Origin of the sequence: Pseudogemmobacter sonorensis (genome assembly GCF_042762395.1) — a bacterium.
GTDB classification, from domain to species: domain Bacteria; phylum Pseudomonadota; class Alphaproteobacteria; order Rhodobacterales; family Rhodobacteraceae; genus Pseudogemmobacter; species Pseudogemmobacter sonorensis.
Genome location: NZ_JBEFZE010000007.1, coordinates 23,059 through 36,825, shown reverse-complemented (window position 1 = coordinate 36,825; position 13,767 = coordinate 23,059). Strand labels below are relative to the sequence as shown.

Sequence of the window (13,767 nt, the reverse complement as noted above, 5' to 3'; positions counted from 1 at the left end):
CGGCGCAGGCAATCACGCATCACCGCCTCCAATGCTCTTCTGGGCGCGGGCCTCGACCACGGCCGCCAGGACCTTGACGAAGCTCATGCCCAGCGTCCCGGCGACGAAGGCCGCCATGGCGATGCTGTCGGGCGTGTGATCCATGCGCAGGGCCCACAGCACGCCGGGCCACAGATAGGTGCCGGACACCGCGCCGCCGATCACAGCGAAAACCCCGTCGCGCAGCCGCCTGCGGGCCGAGGAAAGCCAGCGGATCAGGCCGCCCAGCCCCGCCGCGACCAGGACGCGGCCGGTCTCCCCTCCGAGCCAGACAAGCGCGACCGAGGCCCATAGCAGGAGGTTGTGAATTAGCCCGGGGGTGCTGTCGCTCATGATCTTTCCTTGGGTGCGCGCACCGGCACCGGCGTCCAGTCGTCGGGGTAGCGCGTCGTGATGGCCTGCCGGTCGATGGCCGCGATCTCGCGCGGGGTCAGGATGCGGGGATGGGTCATGTCAGCCATCCGCGCGGCGTGAAGATGGCCGCGATGATCGCCGTCACCATCGGCGCATAGACCGTGCTCAGCCAATGCACGTTGTCCGACCGCAGCGAGGCGGGCACCGTGTCATCGTTGATATCGATCAGGTCTTGCGCGGTTGGCGTGATGCCCATCACAGATAGCGCATTGTCGATCAGCCAGCGGCGGGCGTTGAACGTGTTCTGCGGCCACCGTTTCTGGATCGCCTGCTCTAGGTCCAGCAGTTGCAGGTAGCGCGATGCATCCGTGGCGGTGCGCCGCTCTGTCGCGTAGTTGCCGTTGGGCGGCGGGATCACGACGAAGCGGCCATTGCCCCGTTCAGCCATGCGCTCGACAACCGGCGCGATCGAATCGAGCACCAAGCTCTGGTTCGCCCAGTTCACCTCGTTGCGGCCCAGATGGATGATCATGATCGAACGATGCAGCGCCTCCACCTGCACCGCCTCGCGAATGAAGGGGGTGCCGGGGGGGCAGCGCACGGGCAGCACCTGGCCTTCGTCGGGGATGAAGCGGAAGGTCGCCACGTCCTGGCGCCGCAGTCGGCCTGTCACCGATCCGATGGAGCCCCGGATGATCTGCAATTCGGTGTCGGAGGGCGTCGAGTTCGGGCCATTGATATCGGACGGTGCCGCGCCGTCGAAGGCCGTCACCACGTTGAGACCTTCGATGATCTGGTCATTCTGGATCGTGACGCCGTAGACATAGCCGCCGATCCGCGAACTGATCTGCCGCGACCGCTGCCCGCCCACCCCCAGGTTGACCACCGGAAAGCCGGTGGCGCTCGACCAGGCCGCCGCATTCGGGGCCGGAGAGGACAGGCTGTCCCCGAGTAGCACGATCTGGTTCAGCAGGGCCTGGCCGGTCGGGCCCGCCCCGGAGCCTGGCGTTCCCGCCGGTCCCTGCGGTCCCACGAGGCTTTCCAGCCACTCCTCTTCGTCGCCGATGAAGCCGTTCGCCACCGCGACCTCGTAGGCCGAGGGACCGGCGGGTCCGGTGCCGCCACCACCTCCACCGCCGCCGACCAGCGTTCCGTCCGACGCATTGGCCGGGTTCGACCCGCTCTTGGTGCGCAACTGGCCGGAGCCGTCCATCCAGAAGCGATGCGGGCCAAGCCGCAGCTTTGCCGTGTTCCACGCCCCGCCGGTTGCGGTGTCACCGATCAGCACATCGCCGGAATTGTCACCGAAGAAAGTAACGCCACCGCTGCCCACGCGATGCCGAACATTCGCGGTCCCGGGCACCATGAAATCGACATTGGTGCCCGCCAGGGTGCCGGGGCTTTGGCGCCAGAACCGCACCGTATGCGTGCCGGTGGGATTTTCCTGGCCCTTGTCGATATCGAGGAAATCCTCCTGGGCCCAGAATGTATAATCCTGATGCCGGTCGCCGCCGACCCGGATGTTGGGTGCGGCATTGACCTTGCTGTCCCGATCCATGACGAACCGGGTGAAAGTCCCCAGGCCATAGCCCTCGACATGATAGGCCGCCTGGGCCCGCCACTTGCCATCCGTGCCGACCGCCGTCTTGTAATCGTAGCTGCGACCTTCGAAATCGAGGCCCGAGGCTCCGGCCCGGAAGAGGAAGTTGTAATGGACCTCGCTGGACGCATCCTGTTCGGCGAAGCTCTTGATGCCGTTCGAATTGCCCGTGCAGTTGCGGAACTTGTGTCCGGTGCCGCCGATCGACCAGCCATGGGTGAAACCGTCCTGAGCCTCGACGTTGACGAACTGGTGCGTGCTGCCGTGGAGGTAGATGTTGCCCCAGGTGTTGTCGCCCCGGCCCGACCAGATCGCCTTGCCGTTTGCATATTTGTTGTTCGACCCCGAGGCGTAGAGGCCCGACTTGAAGTTCATGTCGAGGTAGAAATTCGAGAAGATGCAGTCCGAGCTTTCGACATACATCCCGTGCCCCTGATTGTAGGAGGCCACGAAGTTATCGAAAAACACCTGGTAGCTGGAATGGTTGAGCCGGATCCCGTCGCCGCTCGACCGGCCGACATAAAAGCCATAGGCCACGCAATGCTTGACCTTGGTCAGCCCGGCGTCGTTGTCTTCCTTGTTCGCGCGATAGGGCTGGAAGGCGCCGCCGGTATTGCCCGCCTGCGCCTCGAACTCGATCACGCTGCTGTAGCTGGCCTCGCCATGCGCGCCGTCGAAGGTCAGCCCCTCCCAGCCGATCAGATCCGCATTGGCCGGGATCAGCAGCAGGATGCCGCTCGATCCCGCCGCGCCCCGGATGATCGAGGCGCCCGGGCCGTCGCCCTGTAGCTTCACCCGCGACTTCAGCACCAGGTTGTTCGGCCGATAGATCGCGGGCGGGAAATACACGCATCCGCCGCGACGGCTGCCGAGCGGCGCGCGCGAGGCATGGTCGATGGCCGCCTGTATCGCCGCCGCCTCGCTGGGCCCCGCGCCGGGTTTCCAGCCGAAGTGCTGCGGCGTCACCCGGCCGGACGGCGCCCATCCGGGGGCATCCTCGAACTCGGCCGCGCCGCTTTCGCGCACCACCTCGCACAGGATCCCGCCCGAGATGAAATTCGCCTTCTGCGCCAAGACCGGGATCTCGGCCGCCTTCCAGTCCTCGCGGCTTTCGAAATCCAGCGGCGTGCCATCGCCCGGCGGGCCCGGCTCGCCTTCCAGGCTGGCCAGCCATTCCGCCTCGGTTCCCAAGAAGCCCTGCGCCACCGCGACCTCGTAGGCCGAGGGACCGGGCGGGCCCCCGCTGCCTCTCACAATCCAGTTTCCGGCATAGGTGGCGCCCGGTCGATCCACGAGCGCAATCAGATAGTCTCCCACCGAAAAGGACACCCCGTCCACGATGCCAGCGACGGAGACGCGCCAGGTGTCCCGCGCGCGGATTGGCGTCAGATCCGGCCGCTTGGTCGGAAAATCGACCAGGGCCGGCCATTCCCCGATCAGGTGCGAGCCATAGTCGAAGGTGGCATTGATGCCGTTCACAAGGTCATCAAGCGAGACGTCGAGATCTTCCCGGTTGATGTGGTCACGGGCAGAAAACTGGTCGGTCAACCGATAGATGCGCTCGAAGCGTCCGGTTTCCGGGTTGATGGGCATCTGGTCATCCTGTCTCGCACTGCCGCCGACAGAACCCTAGCCCACCCCCTTTCAGCGGTGCGGCGAGGCGCGATCAGTGGAAGATCGCCACCGAAATCCGTTCGAGATTTGCGATGGCGTTGTATCCCCCGTCTGCCGTGCCACTGACGTATCCGCTCACGATCCGCAGGGATCCCGCAGCGATATCTCCGGGGGATCTCGGCTGCGCATGATAGGACCAAGCGCTGCCGGGACTGGCCGCAGGCTTTGCCGCCGTGGCGATGATCGAATAGTTCGCGCTCGGCATCGCCCCGATGAAGGCAATGGTGTAGTCCCCCACCCCATTGCGCGTCACGGCAGCGACATTCCCTGATCCGAGGATCGTCGGGACGGCTGTGGTTCCGTCGAACAGAACCCATGCCCGGCAAGCGAAAAGCGGACCCGGGGTTTCGCCCGCGTTCATGGCCGCACGGACGGCCGCCCTGGCCTTCACCGGCGAAATGAGGCTTTCAACCGCGCCCTCGCCCGCGCGCCACGTCGCGGCATCCTGAGACCGGGCGGATTCTTCGAGCGCGACAACGATGCCGGTTTCGCTGTCCACCCCATTGCCGTTGGTGACGCTGATCCGGCTGCCCCCCTCGATCTGCCGGGTGCTCCATTCGTCGTCGCTGACCTTGACCACCACACCCGGATCGCCAGCCGTCACCCCGATCTTGACCCGCTCGGCCTCCTCCACCGCGTCATAGGCCTGATCGCGATAGTTCCGTGCCTCCGATGCCGCCAGCGCCGCGGCGGCGATATGCTCCGCTGCCGCCGCGGCGCTGGCTGCCGCGCCCGCGGCGCTCCCGGCCTGCGCGCCCGCATACGAGGCCTTGGTGGCATAACCCTGCGCCAATGCTGCGGCGGCTTCAGCCGCCGCCCGGCCCTCAAGCGCGGCATTGATCGCGGGCGTGAAATCGTCCAATGCCGCATCGAGGTCTTCGCGGTTGATGGTCTCGCTCGGCGCGAAACGATCCACGAAATGCCACAGGCGGGCAAAAAGGCCGGAAACCGGATTGATCGGCACTGGCAAGCCCCCGTTCCAATGAGCGCGGGCGTGGCGCCCGCCTTGTGCAGCGGACTATCGCAGGCGCGCGGGGGGAGGTGCGGCGAAGGTGGACCTAGCAGAGGAACCTATTTGGGTCTCATGACCTTGAAACAGTATGTGCAGCGCCGAGCCATGAATTTTTCTCGACATTGCCCATCTTGACGTTGAAGGTGTGATCGAAGACAGGTCCCACACATCGGACCGGGGATGACAAGAGATATGGCGGCTATCTACCTGCTAACAAAGCTAAAAAATGAGCAGACGCCGGAGCAACGGAAGACGCTGAAAGAGAATCTTGAGCAGATCTATCCTGGTCAATGGTTCGATCTTGGGCGCGACTGCTACCTTGTTGCAACAACGAGGCCGACCGTGACCCGCGATCTCGCTATAGAGCTTGGGGTGCGCGATGGCAGCTTGGGCAACTATCTTGTCACCAAGGTCGAACAACACGCGGGCTATGCTTCAAGCACCGTTTGGGAGTGGTTTGGCAACATGAGGGACCTGGAATGAACAATCCAGACATCCCCACATCTGATCCCGAGGTATCATCGCCCGCGCCGGATGATCGGCCGCGCGGCGGAGGCGTCGGCGCGGAGCAATGGATCATGAAATCGCTTAACGATCTTCGTGAAGACATGCGCGACCTTAAGGGGTCAGTTGGCGGGATGGATACGCGACTCGGTAGCCTTGAGCGCAAGATCATGCGCGCGATCTGGACGGTCGGCGGAGGAGTGATCGTAATCGGTCTCCTCTGGACCGGATGGCAAATCCTCACCAGCCAATACAATATCACCCTTACGCCGAAGGCGGAATCCACAGCGCAAGCTTCGCCAGCTTCCCCAGGCGAGTAGGATTGGGCGAAGGTGGTCAGCGAGGATCGGGGCGCGAGGCCTCCTCGGCCTGCCAGTCGATTTGCTCCTGAACCCAATCCTCGATCCGTCTATTCTGCATGGCTCCCTCTGTTATGGCCTATCGCCGAACAATGGCCCAGGAAGGCGAAAGCAGATCCCTCGACATGGTTATGCGTTCTGCACCTGATGACGAGTAATGCGACTGTAGCTCATAGTTGACAACCCGCCCCGTGATAACTATAAACTACACATGCCGAACGAAGTCCGCAAAACCTCCGAGTTTCACAACTGGCTGACTGGTCTCCGCGATCAGCGTGCCATGGAGAAGATCGCGCTTCGGATCGTCCGGCTGGAAGCCGGTTTGTTCGGGGATGCCAAATACTTCGATGGTATCGGAGAGCTGCGCATCGACTACGGGCCGGGCTACCGTCTCTACTTCTGCCGCCGTGAGGCGGTCATCGTCATTCTGCTGTGCGGTGGGGACAAATCATCGCAGAAGCGGGACATCAAGAAGGCCATTGCCATGGCAAAGGAGGTCTGAATGCCCATCGAAACCACACCATTCGACGCCGCCGAATACCTTGGCAGCCCCGAAGCGCAGGCTGAACTGTTCCGCGATGCCCTGGAAACCGGGGATGCGGGATACATCGCCCATGCCCTGGGCGTGATCGTTCGCGCCCGTGGCATGTCGCAGGTTGCCCGTGACGCGGGCCTGAGCCGGGAGGCGCTTTACAAAGCGCTCTCGCCGACCGGTAACCCTACGCTTTCCACCCTGCTGGGCGTGACGAAGGCGCTGAACATCCGGCTTGAGGCCTCAGCGATACCGGCCGAGTAACCCGCGCAGATGCACCTCGATGTGGCGCTTGCCGCCGTTGGCAATGGTTTCGACTTCGAGCAATACCACTAGGAGGCTCAGATGACCCGCAACCCAGACCGCTGCCCTTCCCACCCCGGCGCGATGCTTCGGGAAGACATCATCCCTGCCATCGGGAAGCCGAAGACCGAGATTGCCACCCTGCTCGGCATTTCCCGCCAGCATCTCTACGACATCATGGCCGAGAAAAAGCCGGTCAGCCCCGAGGTTGCCGTCCGGCTTGCCAAGATGTTCGGCGGCGCCCCGCTGGCCTGGGTTCGCATGCAGGGCGCCTATGACGCATGGCATGCCGCCCGTGCAGTGGATGTCTCCGGCGTCCCGACCCTGTTCGCCGCCGAATAACCGCGTCCGGGCCATCAGCCTACGGCCCACCCTTAGGCTTCGTCTGGACCCTCTTTACGCGATCGACCCGCTGGGTAGCACCCCTCTCGCCCTGCCCGGCATGTGGCAGGATTTCCTCAACGACGAAGGGTGGAGACTCGTGGAAGGTTGCGAACGGCGCGGGCTGGCTCCCGGCTCCCCCCTCGGTTTCGAACGCCTCAGGGATTATCGTGCCTATTGTTGCCTCCACCAGAGGGCGCGGCAGGGTTTCCATGTTGTCGAGCAGGAATCTCATTGCCTTGGCGTAGGCATCCCTAAATCGGCGGTTCTCCTCTTGCGCCAGCGTCATGGTCCGCTGAAAGTGGTCGGCCTGTTCCTTCAGCGCGTCCAGCCCCGCCTGAATCTTCACAGCCGCCTCACCCACAAACTCTTCTGGGGATTGCGTAAAACTGCCATCAAGCCGGGCGACAATCTCCGCATTCATCGAGCGGTTGTTGCCCTCAGCCGCAGCCTTGATCCGGTCCCGCATCCCGTCTGGGAGGCGGACGATAACCTTGTCGAGGGATCTGCTTTCGCTTTCCTGGGCCATTGTGCGGCAATAGGCCATAATCCAGATTGCATCAATGTTGGCCTTCTGCCATATTGGCCTTAGGCCATAATAGAGGGAGCCATGCAGAACAGACGAATCGAAGACAAGTTCATGATGCGGCTGCCGGACGGCTGGCGTGATGCGATCAAGGTCGAGGCCAAGAAGTCGCATCGTTCTATGAACGCTGAAATTCTTGCCGCCATCGAGGTGGCCATGCGGATCAAGGGGGTGCGGCTCGAAAGCACATCCTAAAATGAAAGCGGCCGCGCCGGTGCTGTAACACCAAACGCGGCCTTAACCAGCAATCCCTACGAGGAAAAAGCAATGGCTGAGGCCAAACATATCACCATGTCAGCAAAACCGGAAGACCCCGATCGCCGCGGGTTTCTTCTCGGCCTCCCCGCCACCGGCGCCGCCCTTGTCGTCGCAGGAGCGTTGCCAGTCGCGGCGCAAGGGGTCGATACGCCCATCCTCCGGCTGTTCCGCCAGCACTGTGCCATCATGGACGCGACGAAGATCTGCATCTCTGCTTCCACCGGGAAATCCGGGGATGAAGAGGTGGAGCGGCTGTCCTGCTACTCCGGCGAGATCGAAGATGAGATGATGGCATTGCCCTGCACCTGCGCCGCCGATTTTGCAGCCAAGGTGATCGTGGACACCTGCCGTGGCGGCATCTTCTCTGCCTGGGAAACCGGCGCTCTCTGGATCGAGGCGCGTGCGCTGACGGGGAGCGAGATATGAACACGTACTCCAACGCCTCCACGAATCGCCGCCGCCTTTTCGGCGCCATCCCCGCCTTCAGCTTCGGCGCGCTGGTTGATGCCGGGGCCTCTTCCGCCAAGACCAAGGGGGAGAGCGACCCCATACTGCCACTATTCCGGGAATGGGTTGCCGCTCGGAAGGAATGGTATCGCCATGCCGACCCGCCGGGCAACGGCAACTGGGACATGCCTGAGAGCAAGGCGGCCGAGGCCAGGGAAAACGCCGCATTCCGGGCGGTGCTCGAAATGACCCCAACCAGCATGGCCGGGATCGCTGCGCTCGCTACCGTCATGTGGGATCTCAACGAGGCGGTGGATGGCAGTCACTGCGAAGGCCTCGCTGAGACGGTCGAACAGCAAAACGAAAAGCTGATCGCAGCAATCTATCGCGCCGCCAGCGGCAGGAACGAAATTCCCTTCTGGGACAACACCGAGGCACTGGCATGAACATGCACACCGTCTCCCGTGACCTGGGCGCCCTGGTTGGCGCCAACCTTCGGACCAGCAGCCGCATCATCGCGGAGAAGTTCGAGAAGAACCATCGGGACGTGCTGCGCGCGATCCGCGATCTGGTCGAAAGCAACCCGGATTGGGGTATGCGCAATTTTGCGCAGACCCCCTATGTCGATGCCCAGAACGGCCAGACCTACCAGATGTATGAAATGACCCGCGACGGATATTCGCTGCTGGTCATGGGCTTCACCGGCAAGAAGGCTATGGACTGGAAGATCAAGTTCCTCGCCGCCTTCAACGCGATGGAGGAACGCCTGCGGTCCGAGCGTCAGGCGGCGACCATCGACCTGAACGACCCGGTTCTTCTGGTCCAGCTTCTCACAGAACACGCCAGCAAGCGCATCGAGGCTGAACAGCGCGCCGCAGTTGCCGAGGCTAAGGCTGACGCCATGCAGGAGGATGTCGCCGCGCACGAACGCCTGACCAAGGCCGATGGCTCGCTCAACATCACCGAGGCGGCGAAAAACCTCGGCATCCGCCCGAAAGACCTGTTCGACTGGCTGTCGCACAACGGCTGGATCTACAAGCGGGCGAACAGTCAAACATGGCTCGGCTTCCAGACGAAGTGCAATCAGGGCCTGCTGGAACACAAGACCACGACCGTGTTACGCGCGGATGGCTCCGAGAAAATCACGGAACAGGTTCGCGTGACGCCGAAAGGACTCGCCGCCCTGGCAAAGTTGGTCCGTCCTGTTCTCTATGTGGTGGGGGAGCGGTTCTGATGGCGAGCAAGACTGAAACCTCCCTGCACATCGACACCCTGAAACAAGGCCGGATCAATCTTCGCATCATCGGAACAAAGCCACTATATTTCAATGCAATGAGCGCAAAGACCAAGCGCACACTGCTTCTCGGCGGCGGCAGGAAAACTGCAGCTGAAAAACGCGAACTGAAGCATGATCCCGAACAGGAGTTCCGCGACAGCATTTATCGCCTGCCATACGGCCGGACTCTCTTGGGCTTTCCTGCTCCGGGTGTGAAGGGCGCGATGGCAACGGCAGCCCTGGAAACGCCCGGCGTGACGAAGACCAGCGTCCAGCGCCTGATCTTTCTGCCGCAGGACAAGATCAGCGTCTGGGGCAAGCCGATGTTGAAATGCGATGTGGTTCGCAGCGCGGACATGGCGAGAACGCCCGATATCAGGACTCGCGCTTACCTGCCCAGATGGTGTGCCGAAGTTCAAATCGCATTCGTCACCCCGACGCTGAGCTTGCATTCGGTCGTGTCGCTGCTGGCAAACGCAGGCGTTGTCTGCGGGATCGGAGACTTCCGGCAGGAAAAAGGAAAAGGCAGCTTCGGCACATTCGCTGTCGCCGGGGAGGATCTAGGCGACTGGCAAGGGGTCTGGGACGAGATCACGGCTGAGGATCGCGCCATTCAGGAAGCGGCGATGGCGATTCCCGAATTTGCGGATCAGGAGACGGCAGATCTGATGGCGATGCTGGGCGAGGAACGCGCGCGGAGGTCGGCATAATGGCTGGCTTCCCGATGAAAGAGCGGCAAGCGATCATAGATGGCTATCTCGGCGCCACGGGCCGCAATCTTTTCAATCCGGCCGAGTTCATTGACTGGCTCGAAGGCCAGCCCGACCATGAGGCGTTCCCGTGGTTCTTCGGAATGGACGATGCAGCCGCCGCACGAGAACACCGCGTTGCGATGGCGCGGCAGATGGCAAACGGGCTGCGCATCACGGCCAAGGTGCAGGAGATACCGATGGCGGCGGCTCCGATGAGGGTTTCGTTCAGGGAGTTTCCGGCAATGGTTTCTCCTGTAGATGGCCGGAGACAAGGTGGAGGATATGTTCCGTTCGATCCGAACGACCCAGATTTGGCGGCCGAGTTGCTTCGGCAAGGCGCCCAGGCTCTGCGGTCTTGGCTGGCAAGGTATCGCGGCATTTCCGAAGCTTCTGGAATCAGTGTGGGCTCAATAGAAGAAATCGTCGGCGCACTGGATATCGCCGGTGGGGCGGACGCGGCTTAGCGCGCGACCGCAGGTCACGGTAAGGCGGTCAAGGCTTGGTCCGGGCAGGCTACCTGCTGCGAGTTTTGGATCGGCGAGGCGAGGCGGTCAGGGCGGGGCCGGATTTGGTTTCCCCCGGCTAGGCGTGTCGAGCCAGCGCAACCACAGGCGCGACCGGCTTTTGTCGGCCGCGCCTATTCATCATTCCGCCGCCATCAGGTGATACGGCTTCACAAGGCAATCAGCAGGGATGTGCCATTCACTGCTGAGCTTGTGGATCATGTCCACCGTCAGTGCGCGCTTGCGGTTCAGCACTTCCGACGCGCGCGGTCGAGATCCGAACAGGTTGGAAAGATCGGACTGGCTTCGGCCTGTCGCTTCCATGTGGGATTTCAGGAGGTCAATGGGTTCGACTTCGGGAAGGGGGTAATGACGGTCCTCATAGGCCTCGATCAGGTCGGCCAACACGTCAAAGCGGTCGGCCTCTGGGGTGCCTGGCACAGGCTGGTTGTCGAAGTAGGGGGAGATTTCAGCAAGCGCCCAATCGAGATCGGCTTGGGTGCGGATCGGTCGAATGTCCATCAGATCGTCTCCGGGTTGATCTTGTCATATTCCTTGTGGGTGCCGACAAACTTGATCAGCGCCCGGCGATACGGGTAGGCGAAGTGAACGATCAGGCGATACTTGTTGCCGCCGATGTCGAAGATCACGCGGTTGTCGCCCACGAAATCGATGGTCGTTCCGAAGGCTTTCTTGACGTCCGCGGGGCCAGTCCATTCGGCTTTCGAGGCGATCGCATACCAGGCCAGCAAGGGCGCCTCGGCCCGGGGCTCACGCTCCCAGAAGGTTCGTAGGGTCGATTTGGCGATGACCTGCATGTCCGCTCCGCGTTCCCGTATTGGGAATATCATGCAGAACGGAACCGAAGTCAAGATAAATTCTCAAAATGGGAACCATTGCGACACGAAGCGGATTGAAAATGCATGATGCGGCCATATGTCGGATTCATGGATCTCCCAATTCGACATTCCCGACCATCATCCGTCCCGCACTGCGGTCCTGGCCCGATCCCGGAAGTCGGCGAGCCTTGGGGGGCCAGGAAGAGACGCGCGAAACGCGCTGGCGCAGGTCTGATATCCGAGATCACGACGCTTGCAGCGCCCCCGGCGATGCGACACCAAGCCCTGACTCCTATCCAGAAGATAATGCCGTCTCTGCGATCCGAACTCGACCGCATTGGCCTCAAGCGGGTTCGCCTGGGTCACGAGGCGCGCGCCGAATGGCAGGGTGCTTTCGCGATCACCGGCGACGGTGCGCTTGAGATCGTGATCGGCGCCTCGCTCGATCCCATGAAGACCCTGCATCACGAGGTGATACACGCGCTTCGCCACATGGATCTGTTCACCCCGGCGGAATGGGGGGCTCTGGAGCGCGCTGCGGTTTCCGGCTGGATCGAAAAGCACGATATCGATGCGCGTTACCCGGATCATTCCTATTCCGAGCGGATTGAGGAGGCGATTGCGGAGGCCTTTGCCGAGGTTTCAGCGACAGGCGCAGTAATACCGGCTGGCCCCCTGGCTCGGGCATTCGACAAGATCGCCAGGCTTTTCCGGGCATTCCGCAACGCCCTACGCGGTTGTGGTTTCCAGACCGCCGAGGATGTGTTCGGGCGTGTTCTGGCCGGGAAGATCAGCGCGCGGCAGGCGGGCGATACCGGGACGGTGATGCGTATCGCTCCGGCACATCAGGCGCGCAGGTAAGGCGGCAGGGGCCATATGGGGGCTTCTTCGCGCTCCGGCATGCTTCGGGGCGCCTGCGCAAGGCGATTCAGTGCATTGCCCCAGGCACCGAAGTGTCGGACAAATCTTGTCATCAAGAATCGGTTGGCAGGAAAGCTTTCAGGTGACCGAGATCAGAATTCGCGCGGCAGCCGAATACCTGCTATGCAGAAGGGATCCGCGTCTTGATGGTTCTGGGCGATCTGGCACGGCCGGTCATGAAGTTGGATCGCGAGCGGATGAACTGAAGGAGATGGTTGTGCGGTTAGTGTTTTCTGTAATTTTCGCTGCAATCCTTGCAAGTAGCGCCATTGCCTTTGGAAACGATGAAGCATGGGAATCGGGTTGGGGCATGGGGATATCGGAAGCCATCATAACCAAGGGCCAGGGCAATAAGATATATGTTGCTTGTGGCATCCCCACACCTGGAAGACCTGTGACCTCCATCAGCTTTGCCCTCATAGGAAATGCCCCGAACTCCTCATCCATACTGCTGACATTCGACGGTGAGGCACCGAGAGAGGTATTTCTTTCAAATGGGTCGATTGAATCCGCGAGCCGTGCAGGGGCAAGCCAGTTTGATTACATCATAGGAAAGTTTCGCGAGAAGCAGTGGGTAAATGTGCGATATATGGACGGCACCAATGCAACATTCACCCTGAATGGTGCAAGTGATGCCATAGGCATATGCCCCTCGGACCTTTTACAATGAAAGCGCGCATAAAAGCCGTTATGGCAGCTTTCGCCGTTTTTTCGTGCAGCATGATTGCGCCGCTAAAGGCACAGCACTTCGTTGACGGCAACGCCCTCTGGAAACTATGTCAAGAATATCCGTCACACGCAGAGCATTATGTCTCTGGCGCTGTTGACGCGATCATTGACACTTCCTTAATTTATTCGGCTCCAGGTCAATTCTGCATGAGGGCTAACTTGAGCTCTACCCAGGTAAAGGACGTTGCTTGCAAATTCCTTGCCGAACACCCCCAAGTTAGAGACGCGGCCGCCGCTAAGCTTGTCCATGCGGCCATTAATATTAGCTTTCCATGCCCTGACCACTAACCCCTCATAGTCATGCCGCAGCATTAACCCGCCATGCACACACCTGAAACCTTCCCTCTCGAATCCTTTCTTTCAGCCATCATCATTGGACTGTTAGGGGTGCCGGTGATCTTTTTTCTTTATATGGCCGACAAAAGAGAAATTGAAACCGGAAGGCCGAATTATTGGCATGTTTCCATGATGCTTGCGCTATGCGGATTTCCAGCCGCAACGATGTTCCTTCCATGGGTTCCCAGATTTCTTCTTACCCTTGGCGTCATGTCATTGGGAATCGTTGGTGGCGCTTCCTTTTCCTACTACGCACTGAAGCTCGCCCCCAAGGCATACTGGGCGATCCGATACTTCATCTGGAAGCTTACAGGACTCTGGCCGAACCGTTGACTGGGCTACGCCCGACAGCCGCAGGCGGC

General features: G+C 61.5%; 22 protein-coding genes. 15 read left to right on the top strand and 7 right to left on the bottom strand.

Annotated features, from left to right (window positions below; all coding sequences use genetic code 11):
- Nucleotides 1-12: 12 nt before the first annotated feature.
- From ABNX41_RS07605 to ABNX41_RS07590, 4 genes are all read right to left on the bottom strand, one after another.
- Entirely contained in the window at nucleotides 13-372 is a 360-nt protein-coding gene (locus tag ABNX41_RS07605) for a hypothetical protein (RefSeq protein WP_438669127.1), read from the bottom strand.
- Nucleotides 369-491 carry a hypothetical protein gene (locus ABNX41_RS07600; RefSeq protein ID WP_438669126.1) on the bottom strand — a complete coding sequence of 41 codons (123 nt, stop codon included), beginning with the start codon at nucleotides 489-491 and terminating at the stop codon, nucleotides 369-371. Before ABNX41_RS07600 ends, ABNX41_RS07605 begins: the two co-directional genes overlap by 4 nt.
- A complete protein-coding gene (locus ABNX41_RS07595; protein WP_438669125.1) occupies nucleotides 488-3,586 on the bottom strand; it encodes a hypothetical protein in 3,099 nt (1,032 codons plus the stop codon). The genes ABNX41_RS07600 and ABNX41_RS07595 overlap by 4 nt, the downstream gene beginning before the upstream one ends.
- A gap of 73 nt (nucleotides 3,587-3,659) precedes the next feature.
- Nucleotides 3,660-4,631, bottom strand: a complete 972-nt coding sequence (locus ABNX41_RS07590; protein ID WP_438669124.1) for a hypothetical protein — start codon at nucleotides 4,629-4,631, stop codon at nucleotides 3,660-3,662.
- Between the two features lie 240 nt (nucleotides 4,632-4,871).
- Here ABNX41_RS07590 and ABNX41_RS07585 point away from each other — a divergent pair, with 240 nt between their 5' ends.
- The 5 genes from ABNX41_RS07585 to ABNX41_RS07565 all read left to right on the top strand — a co-directional run bounded on the left by ABNX41_RS07585 (nucleotide 4,872) and on the right by ABNX41_RS07565 (nucleotide 6,719).
- On the top strand, nucleotides 4,872-5,162 hold the full coding sequence (locus tag ABNX41_RS07585) for a hypothetical protein (RefSeq protein ID WP_438669123.1): 291 nt from the start codon (nucleotides 4,872-4,874) through the stop codon (nucleotides 5,160-5,162).
- A complete protein-coding gene (locus tag ABNX41_RS07580) occupies nucleotides 5,159-5,503 on the top strand; it encodes a hypothetical protein (RefSeq protein WP_438669122.1) in 345 nt (114 codons plus the stop codon). The genes ABNX41_RS07585 and ABNX41_RS07580 overlap by 4 nt, the downstream gene beginning before the upstream one ends.
- Before the next feature lie 250 nt (nucleotides 5,504-5,753).
- On the top strand, nucleotides 5,754-6,044 hold the full coding sequence (locus tag ABNX41_RS07575) for a type II toxin-antitoxin system RelE/ParE family toxin (protein WP_438669121.1): 291 nt from the start codon (nucleotides 5,754-5,756) through the stop codon (nucleotides 6,042-6,044).
- Nucleotides 6,045-6,338 (top strand): addiction module antidote protein, encoded by a 294-nt coding sequence (locus tag ABNX41_RS07570; RefSeq protein ID WP_438669120.1) that lies wholly within the window; start codon nucleotides 6,045-6,047, stop codon nucleotides 6,336-6,338.
- Between the two features lie 81 nt (nucleotides 6,339-6,419).
- Nucleotides 6,420-6,719: a HigA family addiction module antitoxin gene (locus ABNX41_RS07565; RefSeq protein ID WP_438669119.1), complete on the top strand. Its 300-nt coding sequence runs from the start codon at nucleotides 6,420-6,422 to the stop codon at nucleotides 6,717-6,719.
- A 19-nt stretch (nucleotides 6,720-6,738) separates the two neighbouring features.
- Here the strand turns inward: ABNX41_RS07565 and ABNX41_RS07560 are convergent, their stop codons facing one another.
- Complete coding sequence (locus ABNX41_RS07560) at nucleotides 6,739-7,287, bottom strand: Arc family DNA-binding protein (RefSeq protein WP_438669118.1); 549 nt, start codon at nucleotides 7,285-7,287, stop codon at nucleotides 6,739-6,741.
- An 81-nt stretch (nucleotides 7,288-7,368) separates the two neighbouring features.
- On the opposite strand from ABNX41_RS07560, the gene ABNX41_RS07555 reads away from it, so the two are divergent.
- The 6 genes from ABNX41_RS07555 (at nucleotide 7,369) to ABNX41_RS07530 (ending at nucleotide 10,541) form a co-directional block, all read left to right on the top strand.
- On the top strand, nucleotides 7,369-7,539 hold the full coding sequence (locus ABNX41_RS07555) for an Arc family DNA-binding protein (RefSeq protein WP_438669117.1): 171 nt from the start codon (nucleotides 7,369-7,371) through the stop codon (nucleotides 7,537-7,539).
- A 72-nt stretch (nucleotides 7,540-7,611) separates the two neighbouring features.
- Nucleotides 7,612-8,028: a hypothetical protein gene (locus ABNX41_RS07550; protein ID WP_438669116.1), complete on the top strand. Its 417-nt coding sequence runs from the start codon at nucleotides 7,612-7,614 to the stop codon at nucleotides 8,026-8,028.
- Complete coding sequence (locus tag ABNX41_RS07545) at nucleotides 8,025-8,495, top strand: hypothetical protein (protein ID WP_438669115.1); 471 nt, start codon at nucleotides 8,025-8,027, stop codon at nucleotides 8,493-8,495. Before ABNX41_RS07550 ends, ABNX41_RS07545 begins: the two co-directional genes overlap by 4 nt.
- A complete protein-coding gene (locus ABNX41_RS07540; RefSeq protein WP_438669114.1) occupies nucleotides 8,492-9,283 on the top strand; it encodes a Rha family transcriptional regulator in 792 nt (263 codons plus the stop codon). The genes ABNX41_RS07545 and ABNX41_RS07540 overlap by 4 nt, the downstream gene beginning before the upstream one ends.
- On the top strand, nucleotides 9,283-10,035 hold the full coding sequence (locus tag ABNX41_RS07535; RefSeq protein ID WP_438669113.1) for a hypothetical protein: 753 nt from the start codon (nucleotides 9,283-9,285) through the stop codon (nucleotides 10,033-10,035). Before ABNX41_RS07540 ends, ABNX41_RS07535 begins: the two co-directional genes overlap by 1 nt.
- The gene (locus ABNX41_RS07530; protein WP_438669112.1) at nucleotides 10,035-10,541 is read left to right on the top strand and encodes a hypothetical protein; all 507 of its coding nucleotides are present in this window, start codon (nucleotides 10,035-10,037) and stop codon (nucleotides 10,539-10,541) included. Before ABNX41_RS07535 ends, ABNX41_RS07530 begins: the two co-directional genes overlap by 1 nt.
- A gap of 180 nt (nucleotides 10,542-10,721) precedes the next feature.
- Here ABNX41_RS07530 and ABNX41_RS07525 read toward each other — a convergent pair whose 3' ends face one another.
- On the bottom strand, nucleotides 10,722-11,102 hold the full coding sequence (locus tag ABNX41_RS07525) for a helix-turn-helix domain-containing protein (protein ID WP_438669111.1): 381 nt from the start codon (nucleotides 11,100-11,102) through the stop codon (nucleotides 10,722-10,724).
- Nucleotides 11,102-11,398 (bottom strand): type II toxin-antitoxin system HigB family toxin, encoded by a 297-nt coding sequence (locus tag ABNX41_RS07520; RefSeq protein ID WP_438669110.1) that lies wholly within the window; start codon nucleotides 11,396-11,398, stop codon nucleotides 11,102-11,104. Before ABNX41_RS07520 ends, ABNX41_RS07525 begins: the two co-directional genes overlap by 1 nt.
- Before the next feature lie 129 nt (nucleotides 11,399-11,527).
- On the opposite strand from ABNX41_RS07520, the gene ABNX41_RS07515 reads away from it, so the two are divergent.
- The 4 genes from ABNX41_RS07515 to ABNX41_RS07500 all read left to right on the top strand — a co-directional run bounded on the left by ABNX41_RS07515 (nucleotide 11,528) and on the right by ABNX41_RS07500 (nucleotide 13,738).
- Nucleotides 11,528-12,280 carry a hypothetical protein gene (locus ABNX41_RS07515; RefSeq protein WP_438669109.1) on the top strand — a complete coding sequence of 251 codons (753 nt, stop codon included), beginning with the start codon at nucleotides 11,528-11,530 and terminating at the stop codon, nucleotides 12,278-12,280.
- A gap of 142 nt (nucleotides 12,281-12,422) precedes the next feature.
- The gene (locus ABNX41_RS07510; protein ID WP_438669108.1) at nucleotides 12,423-13,010 is read left to right on the top strand and encodes a YfjT/YkfB family phage-associated protein; all 588 of its coding nucleotides are present in this window, start codon (nucleotides 12,423-12,425) and stop codon (nucleotides 13,008-13,010) included.
- Nucleotides 12,986-13,357 carry a Rap1a/Tai family immunity protein gene (locus ABNX41_RS07505; protein ID WP_438669107.1) on the top strand — a complete coding sequence of 124 codons (372 nt, stop codon included), beginning with the start codon at nucleotides 12,986-12,988 and terminating at the stop codon, nucleotides 13,355-13,357. Before ABNX41_RS07510 ends, ABNX41_RS07505 begins: the two co-directional genes overlap by 25 nt.
- 33 nt (nucleotides 13,358-13,390) lie before the next feature.
- A complete protein-coding gene (locus ABNX41_RS07500; protein ID WP_438669106.1) occupies nucleotides 13,391-13,738 on the top strand; it encodes a hypothetical protein in 348 nt (115 codons plus the stop codon).
- Nucleotides 13,739-13,767: the final 29 nt, after the last annotated feature.